Annotated in this window: 14 protein-coding genes and 1 riboswitch; of the genes, 11 read left to right on the forward strand and 3 right to left on the reverse strand. The window is 49.5% G+C overall.

The features are described from left to right. Positions 1-2: 2 nt before the first annotated feature. Positions 3-104: riboswitch (glycine riboswitch) on the forward strand. A gap of 106 nt (positions 105-210) precedes the next feature. Further along, positions 211-900 carry an L-serine ammonia-lyase, iron-sulfur-dependent subunit beta gene (gene sdaAB / locus CHI14_RS23265; RefSeq protein ID WP_095291727.1) on the forward strand — a complete coding sequence of 230 codons (690 nt, stop codon included), beginning with the start codon at positions 211-213 and terminating at the stop codon, positions 898-900. Then, positions 890-1,837: an L-serine ammonia-lyase, iron-sulfur-dependent, subunit alpha gene (sdaAA, locus tag CHI14_RS23270; protein ID WP_095291729.1), complete on the forward strand. Its 948-nt coding sequence runs from the start codon at positions 890-892 to the stop codon at positions 1,835-1,837. The genes sdaAB and sdaAA overlap by 11 nt, the downstream gene beginning before the upstream one ends. Positions 1,838-2,015: 178 nt before the next feature. Here the strand turns inward: sdaAA and CHI14_RS23275 are convergent, their stop codons facing one another. Next, positions 2,016-3,776, reverse strand: a complete 1,761-nt coding sequence (locus CHI14_RS23275; protein WP_095291730.1) for an alpha-glycosidase — start codon at positions 3,774-3,776, stop codon at positions 2,016-2,018. Between the two features lie 205 nt (positions 3,777-3,981). Here CHI14_RS23275 and CHI14_RS23280 point away from each other — a divergent pair, with 205 nt between their 5' ends. From CHI14_RS23280 to CHI14_RS23305, 6 genes are all read left to right on the forward strand, one after another. Continuing rightward, positions 3,982-4,665 (forward strand): response regulator transcription factor, encoded by a 684-nt coding sequence (locus tag CHI14_RS23280; protein WP_095291732.1) that lies wholly within the window; start codon positions 3,982-3,984, stop codon positions 4,663-4,665. Then, on the forward strand, positions 4,662-6,173 hold the full coding sequence (locus tag CHI14_RS23285) for a HAMP domain-containing sensor histidine kinase (protein ID WP_095291734.1): 1,512 nt from the start codon (positions 4,662-4,664) through the stop codon (positions 6,171-6,173). Before CHI14_RS23280 ends, CHI14_RS23285 begins: the two co-directional genes overlap by 4 nt. Before the next feature lie 99 nt (positions 6,174-6,272). Then, positions 6,273-7,187 (forward strand): ABC transporter ATP-binding protein, encoded by a 915-nt coding sequence (locus CHI14_RS23290; RefSeq protein WP_095291735.1) that lies wholly within the window; start codon positions 6,273-6,275, stop codon positions 7,185-7,187. Next, the gene (locus CHI14_RS23295) at positions 7,184-7,900 is read left to right on the forward strand and encodes an ABC transporter permease (RefSeq protein ID WP_095291737.1); all 717 of its coding nucleotides are present in this window, start codon (positions 7,184-7,186) and stop codon (positions 7,898-7,900) included. Before CHI14_RS23290 ends, CHI14_RS23295 begins: the two co-directional genes overlap by 4 nt. A gap of 1 nt (position 7,901) precedes the next feature. Then, on the forward strand, positions 7,902-8,636 hold the full coding sequence (locus CHI14_RS23300) for an ABC transporter permease (protein WP_095291738.1): 735 nt from the start codon (positions 7,902-7,904) through the stop codon (positions 8,634-8,636). Positions 8,637-9,112: 476 nt separating this feature from the next. After that, entirely contained in the window at positions 9,113-11,821 is a 2,709-nt protein-coding gene (locus tag CHI14_RS23305) for a PAS domain S-box protein (RefSeq protein WP_095291740.1), read from the forward strand. 120 nt (positions 11,822-11,941) lie between these two features. Here CHI14_RS23305 and CHI14_RS23310 read toward each other — a convergent pair whose 3' ends face one another. Further along, a complete protein-coding gene (locus CHI14_RS23310) occupies positions 11,942-12,895 on the reverse strand; it encodes an L-lactate dehydrogenase (RefSeq protein WP_095291742.1) in 954 nt (317 codons plus the stop codon). Positions 12,896-13,390: 495 nt separating this feature from the next. On the opposite strand from CHI14_RS23310, the gene CHI14_RS23315 reads away from it, so the two are divergent. Then, a complete protein-coding gene (locus CHI14_RS23315; RefSeq protein WP_095291744.1) occupies positions 13,391-14,044 on the forward strand; it encodes a MerR family transcriptional regulator in 654 nt (217 codons plus the stop codon). A gap of 92 nt (positions 14,045-14,136) precedes the next feature. Continuing rightward, positions 14,137-15,006, forward strand: a complete 870-nt coding sequence (locus CHI14_RS23320) for a serine/threonine protein kinase (protein ID WP_249281216.1) — start codon at positions 14,137-14,139, stop codon at positions 15,004-15,006. Positions 15,007-15,103: 97 nt separating this feature from the next. On the opposite strand, the gene CHI14_RS30345 is transcribed toward CHI14_RS23320, so the two are convergent. Next, the gene (locus tag CHI14_RS30345; RefSeq protein WP_095291745.1) at positions 15,104-15,313 is read right to left on the reverse strand and encodes a hypothetical protein; all 210 of its coding nucleotides are present in this window, start codon (positions 15,311-15,313) and stop codon (positions 15,104-15,106) included. 214 nt (positions 15,314-15,527) lie between these two features. On the opposite strand from CHI14_RS30345, the gene map reads away from it, so the two are divergent. Beyond that, entirely contained in the window at positions 15,528-16,277 is a 750-nt protein-coding gene (map, locus tag CHI14_RS23330; RefSeq protein WP_095291747.1) for a type I methionyl aminopeptidase, read from the forward strand. Positions 16,278-16,506: the final 229 nt, after the last annotated feature.

Below are 16,506 nucleotides of genomic sequence, written 5' to 3' on the forward strand. Positions count from 1 at the left end.
AACTCTGGAGAGTGCGCGAATGCGCCACCCAAGGGGTATATGATGAGTAGGGTACCCCTTGGGGCGGCCTCTGATCATGAAACTCTCAGGTAACGAGGACAGAGAGAGGGCCTAAGGCCTTCTACTGTCCTTTTTTGATGTCATCATTCAGTAATTAAGGAACATTATGGTGCATGTCTGGATGGATATGACGATATGGAGGGGTGCAGGATGCGATTTAAAGATGTTTTTTCAATTATTGGTCCGTCGATGACGGGCCCTTCAAGTTCACATACAGCTGGGGCAGCGAGACTGGGGAGAATTGCAAGGCAGTGGCTGGGGTGTACGCCTGAACGTGCCAGGCTGACACTGTACGGCTCATTTGCCGATACGTATCAAGGTCACGGTACGGATCTGGCGTTAATTGGTGGTTTGCTTGACTATGTCACGGATGATCCACGTATACCAGACGCCGAGGCGTATGCCGAACAAGCGGGTATGAAGGTTGAGTTCTATACAAGTGGACTGCCTGCTCCGCATCCGAATACGGTCAAAATTGAGTTGTGGCATGGTGAGCGTCAATGTTCACTCGTTGGTGCTTCGATTGGCGGCGGCAGTGTGTCGGTGCATGCGCTTAATGATTTCCGGGTACAGATCAGCGGGGAATTCCCCACACTCGTTCTGCGTCATGCGGACAAGGCAGGGGTGCTTGCTTCCGTGACGTCTACGATCAGCTCCTCAGGGGTTAACATCGGGTATATGCAGGTAGACCGGAAAGCCCGGGATGGCGAAGCGCTAACAGCGATGGAAATGGACGGAGCACCAAGTGCCGAGATGTTGGAACGCTTGCGTTCACTGGATCATGTGCTGGATATTCGCGTCATTGATTTGAAGAGAGGGGTTGATTCGGATGCGGTTTAAGCACTTGCATGAGCTGAATACGATCTGTACGGCTGAATCCAAAACCATTGCGCGGCTAATGATCGAGGAGCAGGTTCAGGAGACGAATACGCCGGAAGCAGACGTTGTGCGGCAGATGTCGGAATATTATCAGGTGATGAAAGAGGCTGTACAGAAAGGACTGACGGAGGACACCACTTCGCGCAGTGGCTTGACTGGCGGAGACGGCAAAAAGATGGCCCAATATATTCGCCAGGGCGAAACCTGCTCGGGTGACGCTTCCGCACTGGCAATGGCTTATGCCCTGTGTGTATCTGAAGTCAACGCATCGATGGGCCGGATTGTGGCTACACCGACGGCTGGTTCATGCGGGATTATCCCTGGTGTATTCATCAGCTCCCAGGAGCGATTCGGATGGAGTGATGAGCATCTGGTGAACGGCTTATTCTGTGCAGGTGCAATCGGATATGTTATTGCCAATAACTCGTTTATTTCAGGTGCAGAGGGTGGCTGTCAGGCAGAAGTCGGTTCGGCGATCGGCATGGCTGCCGGTGCAATGGTGGAGCTGCGCGGAGGGACGCCGGAGCAGGTTGTTCATGCCGTAGGTCTCGCGTTAAAAAATACACTGGGCCTCATCTGCGATCCGGTTGCAGGGCTTGTTGAAATTCCATGCATCGTCCGCAACGGACTCGGTGCGGTAACGGCACTGGCTGCGGCCGATATGGCGCTGGCCGGGGTAAGAAGTGCCATTCCATCGGACGAAGTCATTGACGTCATGCTGGAAGTGGGAAGTGCGATGCCGAGCAGGCACCGCGAGACAGCGCAGGGCGGGTTGGCCCAGACGCCAACAGGCCGGAAAATGATGGAGAAGCTGGCGAAACCCAAAGCGAAGCGTGCGGAACCTGAAGCAGAGTCCGAACCACAGAACACGAAGGATGACTCGAAAGAGCAGGCGTAGAACAAAGCCGATAGGATAGAATTTATTATACGGGACAAAACGGAGAAAAGCGTCCGCTGACCTTTACAGGTCATGCAGGACGCTTTTTTTATTTAAAGAGAAAAACGCTTCAGCCTAACTCCGGGCTTTACAGGAGAAAGCTCATGTAATCTACGAGGATGAAAAATAAATATTAAGTTTATTCCTGACCGATATCCGTACTTAACACGGCATAACCGTATGCAGGTAGTTCAACAGCGAGAACATCGCCGTCCCTGGCCGTGCGGTGGTTACCGTCCAACAATTCGGTCCATTCGCCCGCACCCGCCTCGAATTCAATGATCGCCGTTTCCTCCGAACGATTGAACAGAACGAGAATGCGTTCATCCTCACTTTGGCGTTCGAGAACAAGCTGGCTGCCCTCAGGACGGGCTTGCAGGAATCGGACGTGACCTTCTGCACGGAGAGCGGGATGGGCATGGCGAAGAGCGATGAGCTGCTGATAAAAGGTGAACAACTCACGGTCCTGCTTCGCCTCGTCCCACTCCATGCATTTCCGGCAGCCCGGATCTTGGTCGCCATCCAGCCCAATCTCGTCTCCGTAATAGATACACGGCGTGCCCAGATAAGTGAACTGGAACAATGCGGCCAGTTTCATCTTGCGCTGATCGCCTTCACACAGCGTCAGCAGTCTTGGCGTATCATGGCTGTCCAGCAGGTTGAACGCCACTTCGCTGGCTTGCAGCGGATAACGTGACAGCTGCCGTCCGATGGAATTCGCGAACGTCTCGGCATTCATTTTATTTTTGACAAAGAAACCATTCACGGCATCGGTAAACGGATAGTTCATGGCAGCGTCGAACTGATCGCCTTGCAGCCAGGCCGAGGATTCATTCCAGATTTCTCCGAGAATATACGCCTCTGGATTCGCAGCCTTGACCACCCGGCGGAAATCGCGCCAGAATGCATCATCCACTTCGTCTGCAACGTCCAGCCGCCAGCCGTCCATGCCCACTTCCTTGATCCAATACTCGGCTACCTTCAGCAGATAGTCCTTCACCTCTGGATTTTCCGTGTTCAGCTTCGGCATGTGAGGCTCGAATCCAAAGGTCTCATACGTAGGGATGCCATCCTTCACATCCAGAGGGAATTCATGAAAATGGAACCAATCCTTGTATTTGGACTTCTCCCCGTTCTCCTGTACGTCCACAAATGGGGCAAACGTCTTCCCGGAATGATTGAATACCGCATCGAGAAGCACCCGGATACCGCGTTCATGACACAGCTTGACCAAGCGTTTCACGGTGTCTGCATCACCAAAATGCCGATCTACCTGGAGGTAATCCTCGGTATCATATTTATGATTCGTAGTTGCTTCGAAGATGGGGGTAAAATAAATGGCATTAATGCCTAGCTCACTGAGGTAGTCCAGATGATCCATCACACCCTGGAGGTCACCTCCAAAGAAGTTGGATGGTGTAGGCTCGCCGCCCCATGGTTCAACATTCTCCGGATTCAGTTCCGGATTGCCATTGGCAAATCGCTCAGGGAAGATCTGATAGAAAACCGCATCCTTGACCCACTCAGGCGGCGTAAAGACCGCACCCTGGTGAATATAGGGGAACTGAAACATCTGCCCCGTATCGTCTGGTTCGTCTTCCTGGAAACCCGTTTCGGACATCCAGATCTGCTCGTCCCCACTTTTGAGCAAAAAGGAGTATTTCAGACGATGGTACGGAGGCTTTATTTCCCCTTCATAGTAGTCGAACATAGAGTCTGAGGTGAATTTGGTTAAAGAGATTTGCTTTTTGGTATTTTCCCATGCGTATTTGTCGCCAGTCATGGCGTATACCTCGGTGAGATCATTCTTTTTGGCACGCAGGCGCAGGCGAACAGTATCCTTATCGTAGGCATATGCCCAGTTCCGTTTGGGTTGATGATAGATGGCTTCCAGCAGCATGTTAAAATTCCTCCCGTCTATTCACTTCATATGTACATCATGGACATCAGGCATGGCATTTCTGTAGCTGAAGATTAAGGTATAATACTAATGAAAGTAACGATGTAATCCCTTTAGATGGTGCTTCGTTCATACATACAGCTTACTCCAATATGTTCAGATATATAATTAACCCAAAGGGTACAGAAAGGAAACGAATCTACGCATGAAAACAAAACTGCTATACATTGAGGACGATACGGAAATCGCGACATGGGTCAGGGCTGACCTGGAGGAACGAGGTTATGAGGTCATATGGCTGGGAAGCGGTGAGGGGGCAGCCGAAGCTGCTGGGGGCTGCTCACTGATTATTTTGGATGTCATGCTGCCTGGGCTGGATGGATTTACGGTAGGACAGCGGCTGAAAAAGGAACATCCTTCCGTGCCCATCGTCATGCTCTCGGCCAGAACATCCATTGATGACAAGCTGCATGGGCTTGATTTTGCCGATGATTATGTAACTAAGCCGTTTCACCCCGATGAGCTCGCTGCACGCATTGAAGTACAGCTGCGCAAGGCAGGAACTACCGTTTCGTCCGATGCTGCCCTGAAGCTGGATCACCTGTCCATCTATGAGAAGGACAATCGGATCGTCAATGAGGAGACGGGGGAGGAGATCATTTTATCAGGCAAACAATTTCACATCTTCGCGTACCTGCTCAGGCATATGGGCATGATCCGTACGAAAGAACAGATTTATGAGGCTGTCTGGAACGAGCCTTATCTGGATGGGGATAAGACTTTAATGGTACATATTCGCCATCTGCGCGAGAAGCTTGAACGGGATCCGGCCAATCCGTCGGTCATTCAAACCGTTCGCGGGGTTGGATACCGTGTGAAGAAACCATGATCAGGCGGTTCAGAAAGCAAGAGAATCGGGCAGAACAGAGCGCAGGAAAGAAGAACGAAAAACGAAAGCTCCGATTCGGCCGCTCGCTGATGTCCCGTTATATGCTTCTGATCCTGTGTGCGGTTTTGTTCGTCCCCGTTGTTCTTCCGATCACTTCTGTCATTTATGTCGTGGTCGTTAATAACGTGAGCAAGAGCAACGCCGCTCCTTACGGTGACGTTACGCACATAAGCAATCTCTGGTCCAATGAATCGAAGAAGCTGGGTCAGGCAGCGCCTGCCAAGATCGACGATCGCATGAAGCAGTTACATGCCAAGTATCCCAAATCTTCAGTGTACAGAGTGGATGAGAATGGGAAAACCGCTTTTATACTTGGAGGTGAAGGCGTAGAAGTAATTGAAACTCCGGTAAATGGATCAACCCTGACTACTCTGAAATGGCCGCTGGATGATCAGAAAAAGGTAGAAACCCGCATTCCCGCAGTATGGGATGCATCCTACACGCTGGCATTCATGAAGGAAGCTGTCTACCGTGACCCGCTAACCGTTGTTTCATTTATAGGTGGTGGCAATCAGGACAAGGGAAAAGGCTTCATGGTCATTGAAGTGCCTAGATATCTGCTCCAACAATCTCAGAGCAACTGGCCGATGGAGCTTCTATATCTTGGCTTGCTGATGACGATTATTTTTCTACTCTTTATTGTGATGTCGATTCTGTTTTTTGCACGGATTCGCAAACGGCTGATCCGCCTGCAGACAGCCATGGTTACGCCAGGTAAGGAAGGCATACCGCTTCCTGTCGATATTCGCAGATCCGACGAGATTGGTCAGCTGGAAGACTCATTTAATCAGATGGTGTATCAGCTGACGGAAAGCCGTCACAGGGAACGTGAGGAGGAGCAGTTCCGCAAACGTCTCATTGCAGGACTTTCCCATGATTTGCGTACGCCGCTAACGGTCATTCGTGGGCATATGCATGCTCTTCACAAGGAAGCGCTCAGTGATAAGGGCATCAGTTCATTGTCACGCATGGAGTCCAAGATGGATGATCTAAGCGGACTTATTGATAACATGTTATCGTACAATCTGCTTGCGAGTGGTAAGTACACGCTGAAGCTGGAAGAGAAAGATGTTTTCCGGATCGTTAGGGAAACGGCTGCGGCATGGTATCCCGTATGGGAGAAAGAGCAGTTCGACATCGATATTGATCTGCCGGATGAGCCGCTGATCTGGCGTGTGGATGAACAGGGCATGCGTCGTATTCTGGATAACCTGTTTCAGAACGTGGTTCGGTATGCAGGAGACGGAAAATACATTGGCATATCCACTGAACGGATTCAGGACAGAACCGCTCTGGTTATTCGGGATCAGGGTCCGGGCATGCAGCAAGAGGTGGGGACGAAAGGTACGGGTCTCGGGCTGTCCATTGTGGATCTGCTCGTTCGCGAGATGGGCCTGCGTAAGAAGGTGGATAGCTCACCCGAAGGAGTTCGGATATTTATCTATTGACCTATGGTCTGACCTAGCACGATTTAAACTAATCTTAAACTTCGGACAACTGTAGTTTTAACCTTGGACGGTTACGATGATATCCGAGGTGATTAAACAGTGAGTGATAACATTATTCAAACGGCTAATTTATGGAAAACATATCGGGATCGTGCGGCGGTTCGTGAATTGGATCTGCATATCAAGAAGGGGGATATTTACGGTTTTCTGGGGCCCAACGGTGCGGGTAAAACAACAACCATTCGCATGCTGCTGGGCTTGATCAAACCGACAAAAGGGGTCATTCGTGTCTTCGATAAAGATATTCGCAAGGATCGCATGGATATTTTGCGCCGTGTTGGTTCGCTGGTAGAGTATCCGTCTTATTACGGGCATTTGAATGCAGTTGAAAATCTGGAAGCATTGCGGCGGATCCTGAATGTGCCCAAATCCAGAATTGCCGAGGTATTGTCCATAGTCGATCTGACGAGGGATGCAAAGCGCGCGGTTAAAGGGTATTCACTTGGAATGAAGCAAAGACTCGGGATTGCAAGTGCCTTGCTGGGTCAGCCGGAACTGTTGATATTGGATGAACCAACGAATGGACTGGATCCCGCCGGTATTCAGGAGATCCGCGAGTTAATTAAACGCATGCCGCTGGAACATGGCATTACGGTGTTGGTATCCAGTCACTTGCTTAGTGAGGTGGAGCAGATGGCTAGTCGGGTAGGGATTATTCGTGAAGGCAAAATGGTGCTTCAGGATACCATTGCAAACCTGCATAGCCAGACAGGCAGCTCTATCCGGTTGACTGTCTCCGAGCCGGAAGAAGCTATGAAGCTGGCGAGAGAACAAGGGCAATTCGGTCAGCGTCAAGGGTCTGAGCTTACATTCCCATACATGGACAACAGTGCGATTGCGCTGCTGGTACGCAGACTGGTTGAGCAAGATCATGCCATTTACAGGGTGGAGGAGCACCGTCAGTCTCTCGAAGACCTCTTCATGCGGGTCATTGGTGAGGGGGCTATGGTATGACGGGGCGTGCATTATCGTCGGACTGGCTCAAAATTCGTGGCAAGGGCATTTGGTTTCTTGTCTTCCTTGCACCCATCGGACTTACCCTAATGCAGGCTCTGAACTTTGGACTCCGTCTGGATTATTTAAAAGGAATATATGGGGATAACCTGTGGAATGGGCTTCTGGAGAATGTGATTGTTTTTGTACCGCTAGCTTTAATGCTTGGCGCAACGATCCTGAGCTCCATGATTGCCAATGTTGAGCATGAGCAAGGTTCATGGAAGCAGCTTCTGGCAATGCCGATTCCAAGACCAGCAGTTTATCTGGCGAAGTTCCTACTGGCGTGTATATTGCTTGTCATCTCTTGTCTTCTTTTGACTGCCGGGATCGTGATTCTGGGACTGGTATTCGGTTTCGATGCGGGAGAAATCCCATGGGGGCAGGCAATCAAGCTGGGATTGCTGCCGCTGGCTGGAGCGCTTCCCGTATTGTCGATTGAGCTGTGGCTCACCATGGTTGCCAAAAATCAGGCGCTTCCGGTTACCCTTGGCATTGTACTTGCCATCATAGGCATGTTTTCACTCAGTCTCTCGCCAATCTTCCCGCTTGCATGGGCACAGATGGCATGGAATGGGCCGAATCCATTCATGTACGCAGGACTGGGACTGGCTGCGGGAATTCTGATTATGCTGCTTGGAATGATGCATTTCAGCAGGAAGGATGTGGCGTAGGATGAACTTTGCTACGACGTATTTCCGAATCCTGTCCGCCGAACGGCTGAAAATGGGCAAATCACCTGTATGGCTCTTGATTCTGCTGAGTCCGTTGTTAGCTTTGCTTATTGGGCTGCTCAGTGAGCCATCAGGACAGTGGGAAGTTCTGATGGGAACGATGGTCTTTTTGCATGGGATGCTGCTTATGCCGATCCTGACGGGTGTATTCACTTCATTTGTCTGCCGCTTTGAACATGCTGGTGGGGGGTGGAAGCAAATGCTGGTGCTGCCTCTCACCCGGACAGGCGTTTATGCAGGCAAGTTGACGATTGTCATTTTACTGCTGTTGGGTACCCAATTGCTGCTGCTGATATCCATTCTGCTGGCAGGATGGATTCAGGGCCTTACCGATCCTGTACCATGGTCGTTAATTATCAGCAAATTACTGCTCGGCTTGTTCGCCTGCCTGCCCCTTGCCGGACTGCAAATGCTGGTTTCCCTAATATGGAGCAGCTTCGCAGCACCCCTTGCTCTGAATTTTGCCTTGACTGTACCGAACATACTGATTGTGAACTCGGCGAAAATCGGTCCATTCTATCCTTGGGCTCAGCCCATGCTGCTGATGACACCAACGGATGGCGGGGGGTTCGGGGCCTACAATGTACCGCTTGGTACGCTCCTTACCGTAGTTGGAGGAAGTGCGGTGCTGTTTATACTTATTGGTGTTCTCTATTTTAGAAAAAAGGAAATTTAGATGGTGTGATGTTTAAGACTGATCTTCATCAGATCAAGATCCCCCAAGACCGTCAACCGAGTGTGTATTCGGGTGCGGACGTGGGGGTTTTTTGGCACGTCCTGTTCTACTTCGTACTGAAAAAGTCGTTTATATTGATGCAGGTACGCTCTTTGTGTATCGATTATAGCTGAAATGATACATAATGTATCTAAGACATTGTAACTAATATCCAGATTTTCAAATGCGATTACGGGAATGGTGCCCCCCAGTAGAAGTTGATTTAAAGTGAAGAAATGGAGATTCCACCTTTTTCTATTTGGAATATTACAATTTTTATACCAGATTGTAAGCAAAGTCAGACTGGAATCTGGTAAAATAAAAAAAGCTGTTTCTAGGCAGCCTTACTTGGTTATTCGTGGGTAGATGCTTTAGACTCCAAATGACGTTAATAGATTGTTAGAAGAAGATAAAGGCTGAGAAAAGAGGGGTAAGCCTTGGATATTAATAAAACGGAAACCCTGAAGCGGATTATTTCTGAGGGAAGTTCTTACCAATCACTGTTTTTTAATCACCCGGATGCCATATATGTGATGGACATCCATGGAAACTATATCGATGCCAATCCATCCGTAGAGCGTATATCAGGATATACACTCGATGACCTGATGCGTATTCATCCAAGTCAGGTCTGTCCGCCAGAGAGTGAACAGTCGAGGCGAGACTATATTCGTGAGGTGATTACTGGTCGTTCAGTCAGTAACAACATCACGTTTTATCATAAGAATGGTTCTGTAAGACAAGCCGAAATTACCTACGTACCCATTACAGCAGGAGAAGAGGTTGTGGGCATCTATGGCATTGCCAAAGATATAACGGAGATCGTTGAAGTGGAGCGGAAACTCCAGGAAACGCAAGAAAAGTATCAAGTGCTTGCTGAACATGCTCAAGACCTCATTACGACAAGTTCACTGGATGGCGAGCTGCTCTATGTATCTCCATCTGTGTATCCTCTGCTTGGGTATCAGCCGGAAGAGGTGACTGGCAAGTCCTTCAAGGATTATTGTTATCCCGGAGATTTTCCTGACCCGCTGGAGCTATCCGAGATTGGCAATGGCTGCAAAATGCGCGTGCGACACAAAAAGGGTCATTACATCTGGATGGAAACTTTGGCTAAGCCTGTAGCTGGAGAGAGGGGAAGAGGCATTCAGATTGTAAGCATAAGCCGGGATATTACGCAGCACAAGGATGCAGACAGACGCCTGAGAGAGAGTCGACAGCGTTACAAATCCTTGTTCGAGCATAATCCGGCTGCGGTGTACTCTTTGAATCTCGAAGGCAAGTACAGTGCGGTGAATCGAAATCTGGTCAAAATGCTGAATATTCCGCGCAGCAAACTCATTGGACAATCGTTTTTATCCAATCTGGATCCATGTGAGGCAGGGCGCGGCAGAACCTATTTTGAGCTGGTGAAGCAGGGGAAACCGCAGCATTATGAAACTCGCATTGTGAATTCCTCGGGCAAGAAGTTCGATGCATCCATCATCAATGTGCCCATTATCGTCGACCAGGAACTGGTTGGAGTATACGGAATATTGTCCGATATTACTGAACGCAAGGATTATATGGAGCGTATTCAGGAGCTCAGCAAGCAGCATGCACTGATACTGAATTCCGTCACGGAAGGCATATATGGTTTGGATGCGGAAGGCATCACCATGTTTATGAATCCGGCTGCCGCTTCCATGTTTGGTTATGAAGTGGAAGAATTCATCGGCAAAAACGCCCATCCCATTATCCATCATTCCCGTGCGGATGGAAGTTATTTTCCCAAAGAAGAGTGTCCAATTCACATGACGGTGATGGATGGAAAAGGTCGCTCCGTCAAGGAAGATGTATTCTGGCGTAAGGACGGCAGCAGTTTCTTGGTGGAATACCAGGTTACGCCGATTATTGATCAGGAACAGATCCAGGGCGTAGTCATAGTGTTCAATGATGTAACCGGAGAGCGTGAAATTGTGCGAGCCAAGGAGACGGCTGAGCTTGCAGCGCAGGCCAAGTCGGAATTTTTGTCGATGGTAAGCCATGAGATTCGCACGCCGATGAACGGAATTGTTGGCATGACCGAACTGCTGATTGGAACCGATCTGTCGGAAGAGCAGCGGGAATATGCCCAGATTATTCAGGAGAGCGGGGATGCGCTGCTGAATATACTGAATGATATTCTGGATTTCAGCAAGCTGGAGTCCGGTAAAATGGCTCTTGCATACGAACCGTTCTCTCTTCGCAAAATGCTGGAGCAGGTGGCGGAGCTGTTTAAACTTCGGGCAGACGAGAAACAGCTGCAGATCAGGTATCGCCTGAATCCAACCATTCCGGAGTTCATGGTGGGAGATGCCATGCGTATCCGTCAGATTCTGGTCAATCTGGTCAGTAATGCACTGAAATTTACGGACAAGGGCAGCATTGATGTCAATGTCGATATCGTTAAGGGCAGAAAGCCAGAAGATAGCGTGCTTGATTTTGCAGTGAAAGATACCGGGATCGGCATTCCTGCGGACAAGCTGGATCAGTTGTTCCAATCCTTCTCCCAGCTGCACCCAGTCATTAATCGCAAGTATGGAGGTACAGGACTTGGTCTTGTCATCTCGAAGCGGCTTGTGGAGATTATGGGCGGTAGTATTGGCGTGGAGAGTGAGGACGGCAAAGGATCAACCTTCCGTTTTGCCGTACCTGCAACAAGTGTAGATTACGCGTCAGAAGACACAGCACGTCAATTCAGTCACGACCGCACACGTCAAGGTGACAAGGTGGCCATGCGGATCCTGGTAGCCGAGGATCACCCGGTGAACCGGAAAATTTTGACCGAGTATCTTGAAAAGCTTGGCTATGAAACAGATGTATGTACTAACGGAGTTGAAGCCATTGAGGCCATCTCGCAGAATTCGTATGATATTGTGTTGATGGATATTCACATGCCGGTCATGGACGGACTCAAGGCAACCGATCTGGTACACCGTCTGATTCCCCAGGATCGTATTCCCGCGATTATTGCCGTAACAGGTAATGCCAAACGGGAAGACAAGGAAGCCTGTCTCGAGATGGGTATGCGTGATTTCATCAGTAAACCGGTGATGCTCAGTGAGCTGAAACGTGTGCTTCAGCAATGGGGGCCTACAGATCAGCCTCAGCTGGCACCGAATTAAATATAAGCCTGAGATGTTAATCCAAACAGGCCAGTGATTTCTCCTAGCAGGAGGTCGCTGGCCTGTTTGATTGTTCATGCTTTTTTATTCTGGAATGAGTCTGTAAGGCTGACGGAACAATTACGCCAAGGTCAGACGATTAATGTTGCCTGATAATATCTCACAGGAACGCTCGAATTTCTCGCGCTCGGACGCGTCCAGATTCAGTTCGATAATTTCCTGAATTCCGTTTCCTCCGATAATGGCTGGGACACCTGCACAGACACCGCTCTGACCATACTCTCCCTCCAGAATGGCTGAGACGGCAATGATTTTGTGTTCATCATTAAGGATCGAGCGTGTAATATGAGCCAGTGCATTGCCGATACCGAATTGGGTGGAACCTTTGCGTGTGAATATTTCCCACCCGGCATCTTTGGTTTTGCGGGCAATGTCGTCGAGGTCCAGGTGTTTGAAGCGTTCCTTATGCTGCTCCATAATGTGCATGATCGGTTTGCCGCCAATCGTCACGTGGGACCAGGCAACGAACTGGGACTCCCCATGCTCCCCGAGAGCATATCCGTGCACGCTGCGCGGATCGATGGAGAACACTTCAGATAGCAGCGTTTTGAGACGAGAGGAATCAATGGAGGTCCCGGTACCGATGACACGCTCACGCGGAAGACCGGATAACTTCCATACCATATAAGTTACTATGTCAACCGGATTGGCTGCGACGACAAAGATGCCGTTGAATCCGCTATCCATGATGGGGAGTACGATGTCTTTTGCAATCGATTCGGCCTCCTCCAGAATATCCAGACGTGTCTGGCCTGCTTTTGGATTGGCTCCTGCAGTCAGGACAATGACATCCATGTTTCCGCAATCTGCATATGTCCCGGCATATACTTTGGTTCGATTATGTGTAAAATCCATACAATGCGAGAAATCCAGCGCCTGCGCCACAGCACGGTCATACGTCCGATCCACCATCATGATTTCCCTGCATATCGACTGATTGATCATGGAATATGCACAACTTGAGCCTACAAGACCCGCCCCGATGACCGCCACTTTACCTGATTTGCCTAACACTGTCGTTCAACCCCCATATCCTAATCATGTAATTGTCCTGACTTCAAGCCATATGTTAAGTATAGTCCTTTAATTTATGCCGAAATCCGTTTCTACGTTACATAAGATAACACATGGAAAAGCAGTGCAGCAATGATATCCTCTGTCGCGGGAGCGTATTGGAGTAATGGGGTTAACAAAATTGACATGAATATCCTGTTTTCATAAACCGACGGCGTCTGCACCAGCATCATTCGACGTGACAGGATTCCTCCTCCATGTCGGAAAAAGAGAGATTTTTACGAATAACAGACGTGACAAAAGTTCTTATGAATCCGCAGAAACAGAACAAAACCGCCAAAGGGATCGAGCCAGACGTTGACGAATACATAGGGCAAGCTAACCAAAAGCCATTTGTTCATGAGACAGGTTGACCCGATCCGATGACAGTTCCAGAAGGGAACACTGAAGCCAACATTTCGAATTCAAAAGACTTCATTCCGGGAGGGAATAATGATGATTGAAGAAGCAGGAGCAACGACGGAAACGGCCAAGAGCCTGGGCATAGGAGCCAGTACTCTTCGTAAATATGCGGCAGCACTTGAGGAACAGGGATATCGATTCGAGCGTTCCGCCAACAAGTCCAGATTGTTCAGATCGGACGATATTCAGTGCATTGAACGATTAATGACGGAGCTGAGGGAACATAATCTGCCGCTTGCAGATGCCGTGGTGACTGTCCTGTCCCCAAATGTGCCAGAGAGCACCGTAGAGATGACTTCTGAGAAGGAATGTGCAGCAGCCGTGCTGCCTGCCGTATTCCCTGAAGAAACGGAGCCGACTGGCCATCTTCGGTCCTATGAAGGTCTGGGTCAGCTTGTGAATGAAGTGACCTTCGGGATGATCGAGCCACAGGATGATCGTGTGCAAATGCTTCAGCAGCGGGTGGATGAACTGGAGTTAACGCTGAAGCAGCTTGCTGATACGCATACGGCTCTCCAGGATCAGATGGAGAAGCAGCGTCTATGGATGAATGAGAAGCTGGAAGAAGAACGGGATCGTGAACTGGTCACCAATCTGCGCAGCTTCCAGGGCCGTAAACGCAAACCGAAAGGGACTTCGCTGCGTATGCTCTTTGGCTTGCTGCCCAAGAAACACAAGGAAGCGTGACGGCAGAGGGACTGCCGTGATTTCGTGCGGACAGCCTGATATAATAAGCTCCATAGTACAACAAGAAAACTGGCTGTTACGACTGCTCGAACGTGCCTGTGAAGGGTCGCGTGAAGTTCAGAAGTGCCGGTGTGGGAGGACAAGTGGAGCTGCAACGAAGCTGGCAAAGATTGGTTGGTCTGTGGACAGACCGTCCCCGGCGGGAAGGTTCTCTGATCTCGGGACGTTACCGAATCCAGGAGCTGCTCGGTATGGGGAGTTATGGACTCACCTATTTGTGTATGGACGAACTGAATGGCGAGGAAGTGGCGTTAAAGGAATCGAAGCCCAGCAAAGGCAGACTTTCTGCCCGGTTGCTGGAACGGGAAGCGGACGTGATGAGCCGGATGGATCACCCGGCCATCCCGAAGCTGCTGCATGCATTCATATATAAGGGGAGAAGCTACATTTCCACAGAGTATATCCGGGGAAAGACACTGGAACAGTGTATATTTGAACAGGGCCGTAAATATACAGAGCAGGAATGTTTGGTACTGGCTCTCCAACTGCTGGAGCCTGTGGTCCACGTTCACGAGCGGGGATATATCCATGGGGATGTGCGCATACCCAACGTTATTTTGCGTGATGAGCGCGTACATTTGATTGACTTCGGTCTGGCACGGCGTATGGGGGAGCCGTTGCTGCCTGAGCTGAAGCGAAGAATGCGGGAACTGCCTAGGCCGGAGGATGAGCCGGCAGCACCTGATCAGGATTTGCAGGATCTGGGACACTTTCTTCTGTTTATGCTGTACTCGGCATACGAGCCGGAGAAGGGCAAGGCACCTGCAAGCTGGCAGGAAGAGCTGCAGCTTACGCCTGGTTTGCACCACATGCTGGAGAGACTGCTGGGGCTTCGCCCGGCATACACAGAAGGAGCGCCTGAATTACAGGCCGAGATGGAACGCTTGCTGGATTCTTATTAAAAGTGAATCGGAAACGCCAATAGGGGATGTTCTGCTACCGTGAGATACGGCTGGCTGAACATCCCCTATTGGCATAGATCATCATTGCAGCACCATATTAACTGGAGCTGTATTTTCTGCTTTTGTAATAACCGGAACCATGGCGGTTATCCCTGTATTTCATATCGGACGATGAATATCGTTTATAGCTTCGTTTGCCTGAGGAGCTGCTGTGGCGTTTATAGGAGCGTCTGTCCGAGGAGCTGTAGCGCCTTCGGTGAGATGAAGATTTGGAATCAATGAGTTTACCAATAATTTTTTTGAACATGGATAATCATCCTTTCTTCTTCAACCGTTTTAAGCATATACGCAGCCTTGGTGGGGAGGGTTTCGTGTTTTTTATGGAATGTGGTATTCATTGCACACGAGGTTGACGTATAATAGGATGTTGGTGCTTTACAGATTGTACGAATTTTTTATTTTGTGCGTTTCGCGTTACAATAGAAGACAGGATAAGATCATAACGGACAGGAGAAGTTGGAATGATTACGTTAAAAACCAAAGAGCAGATACAGAATATGAAAAAGGCAGGTGAAATTCTCGCCGCGTGCCATAAAGAAATTGCGAAAATGATCCGTCCAGGAATCACCACCCAGGAGATTGACCAGTTCGCAGAAGCTTTTATGAAGAAAAATGGCGCAACACCGGAGCAAAAAGGGTACAACGGGTACCAATATGCGACATGCGCGTCTGTAAATGACGTGATTTGTCATGGCTTTCCGGGAAAATACGTACTGCAAGACGGCGATATCGTTACGATTGATATGGTCGTTAATCTGAATGGCTGGCTGGCCGATTCCGCGTGGTCTTATGCAGTGGGTCAAGTGACACCGGAGGCCCAGCATCTGCTGGATGTCACCAAAACGTCCCTTTACAAAGGCATTGAGCTTGCCGTAGTTGGCAACCGGATTGGTGATATTTCCCATGCCATTCAGACGTATGCTGAAGGGGAGGGCTTGTCTGTCGTACGTGAGTTTATCGGTCATGGCATTGGCGAGAAAATGCATGAAGAACCACAGGTGCCCCACTATGGTCCACCACATCGTGGTCCCCGCCTCAAAGAAGGCATGGTCATTACCATTGAGCCCATGCTGAACATCGGAACGTACCGCAGCAAGCTGGATGCGGATGGCTGGACCGCCCGTACGCAGGACGGAAGCCTGTCTGCTCAATACGAGCACACCATCGCCATCACAGCAGATGGTCCTGTAATTTTGACAGCACAGGAATAGTGAATCAATTGTGGCAATAGAATGATATTTGATGTTTTCAAGGCGGCCCACGTTTGTGATCCGCCTGTTTCGGTTTAAACTATTAAGAGTCAGTATTTGGCATATGGGATACGAAAGAGCATCGTGGGGATTCTGAATTGCTAACGGTGGCTTCCAGATCAGCTATGTCCAAATGCTCGAAAAGATAACATATTGTGCTGGTGGTATAACACATACGATGATAAGGGTT

This window comes from Paenibacillus sp. 7516 (genome assembly GCF_002272715.1).
Taxonomy (GTDB): Bacteria; Bacillota; Bacilli; order Paenibacillales; family Paenibacillaceae; genus Paenibacillus; species Paenibacillus illinoisensis_A.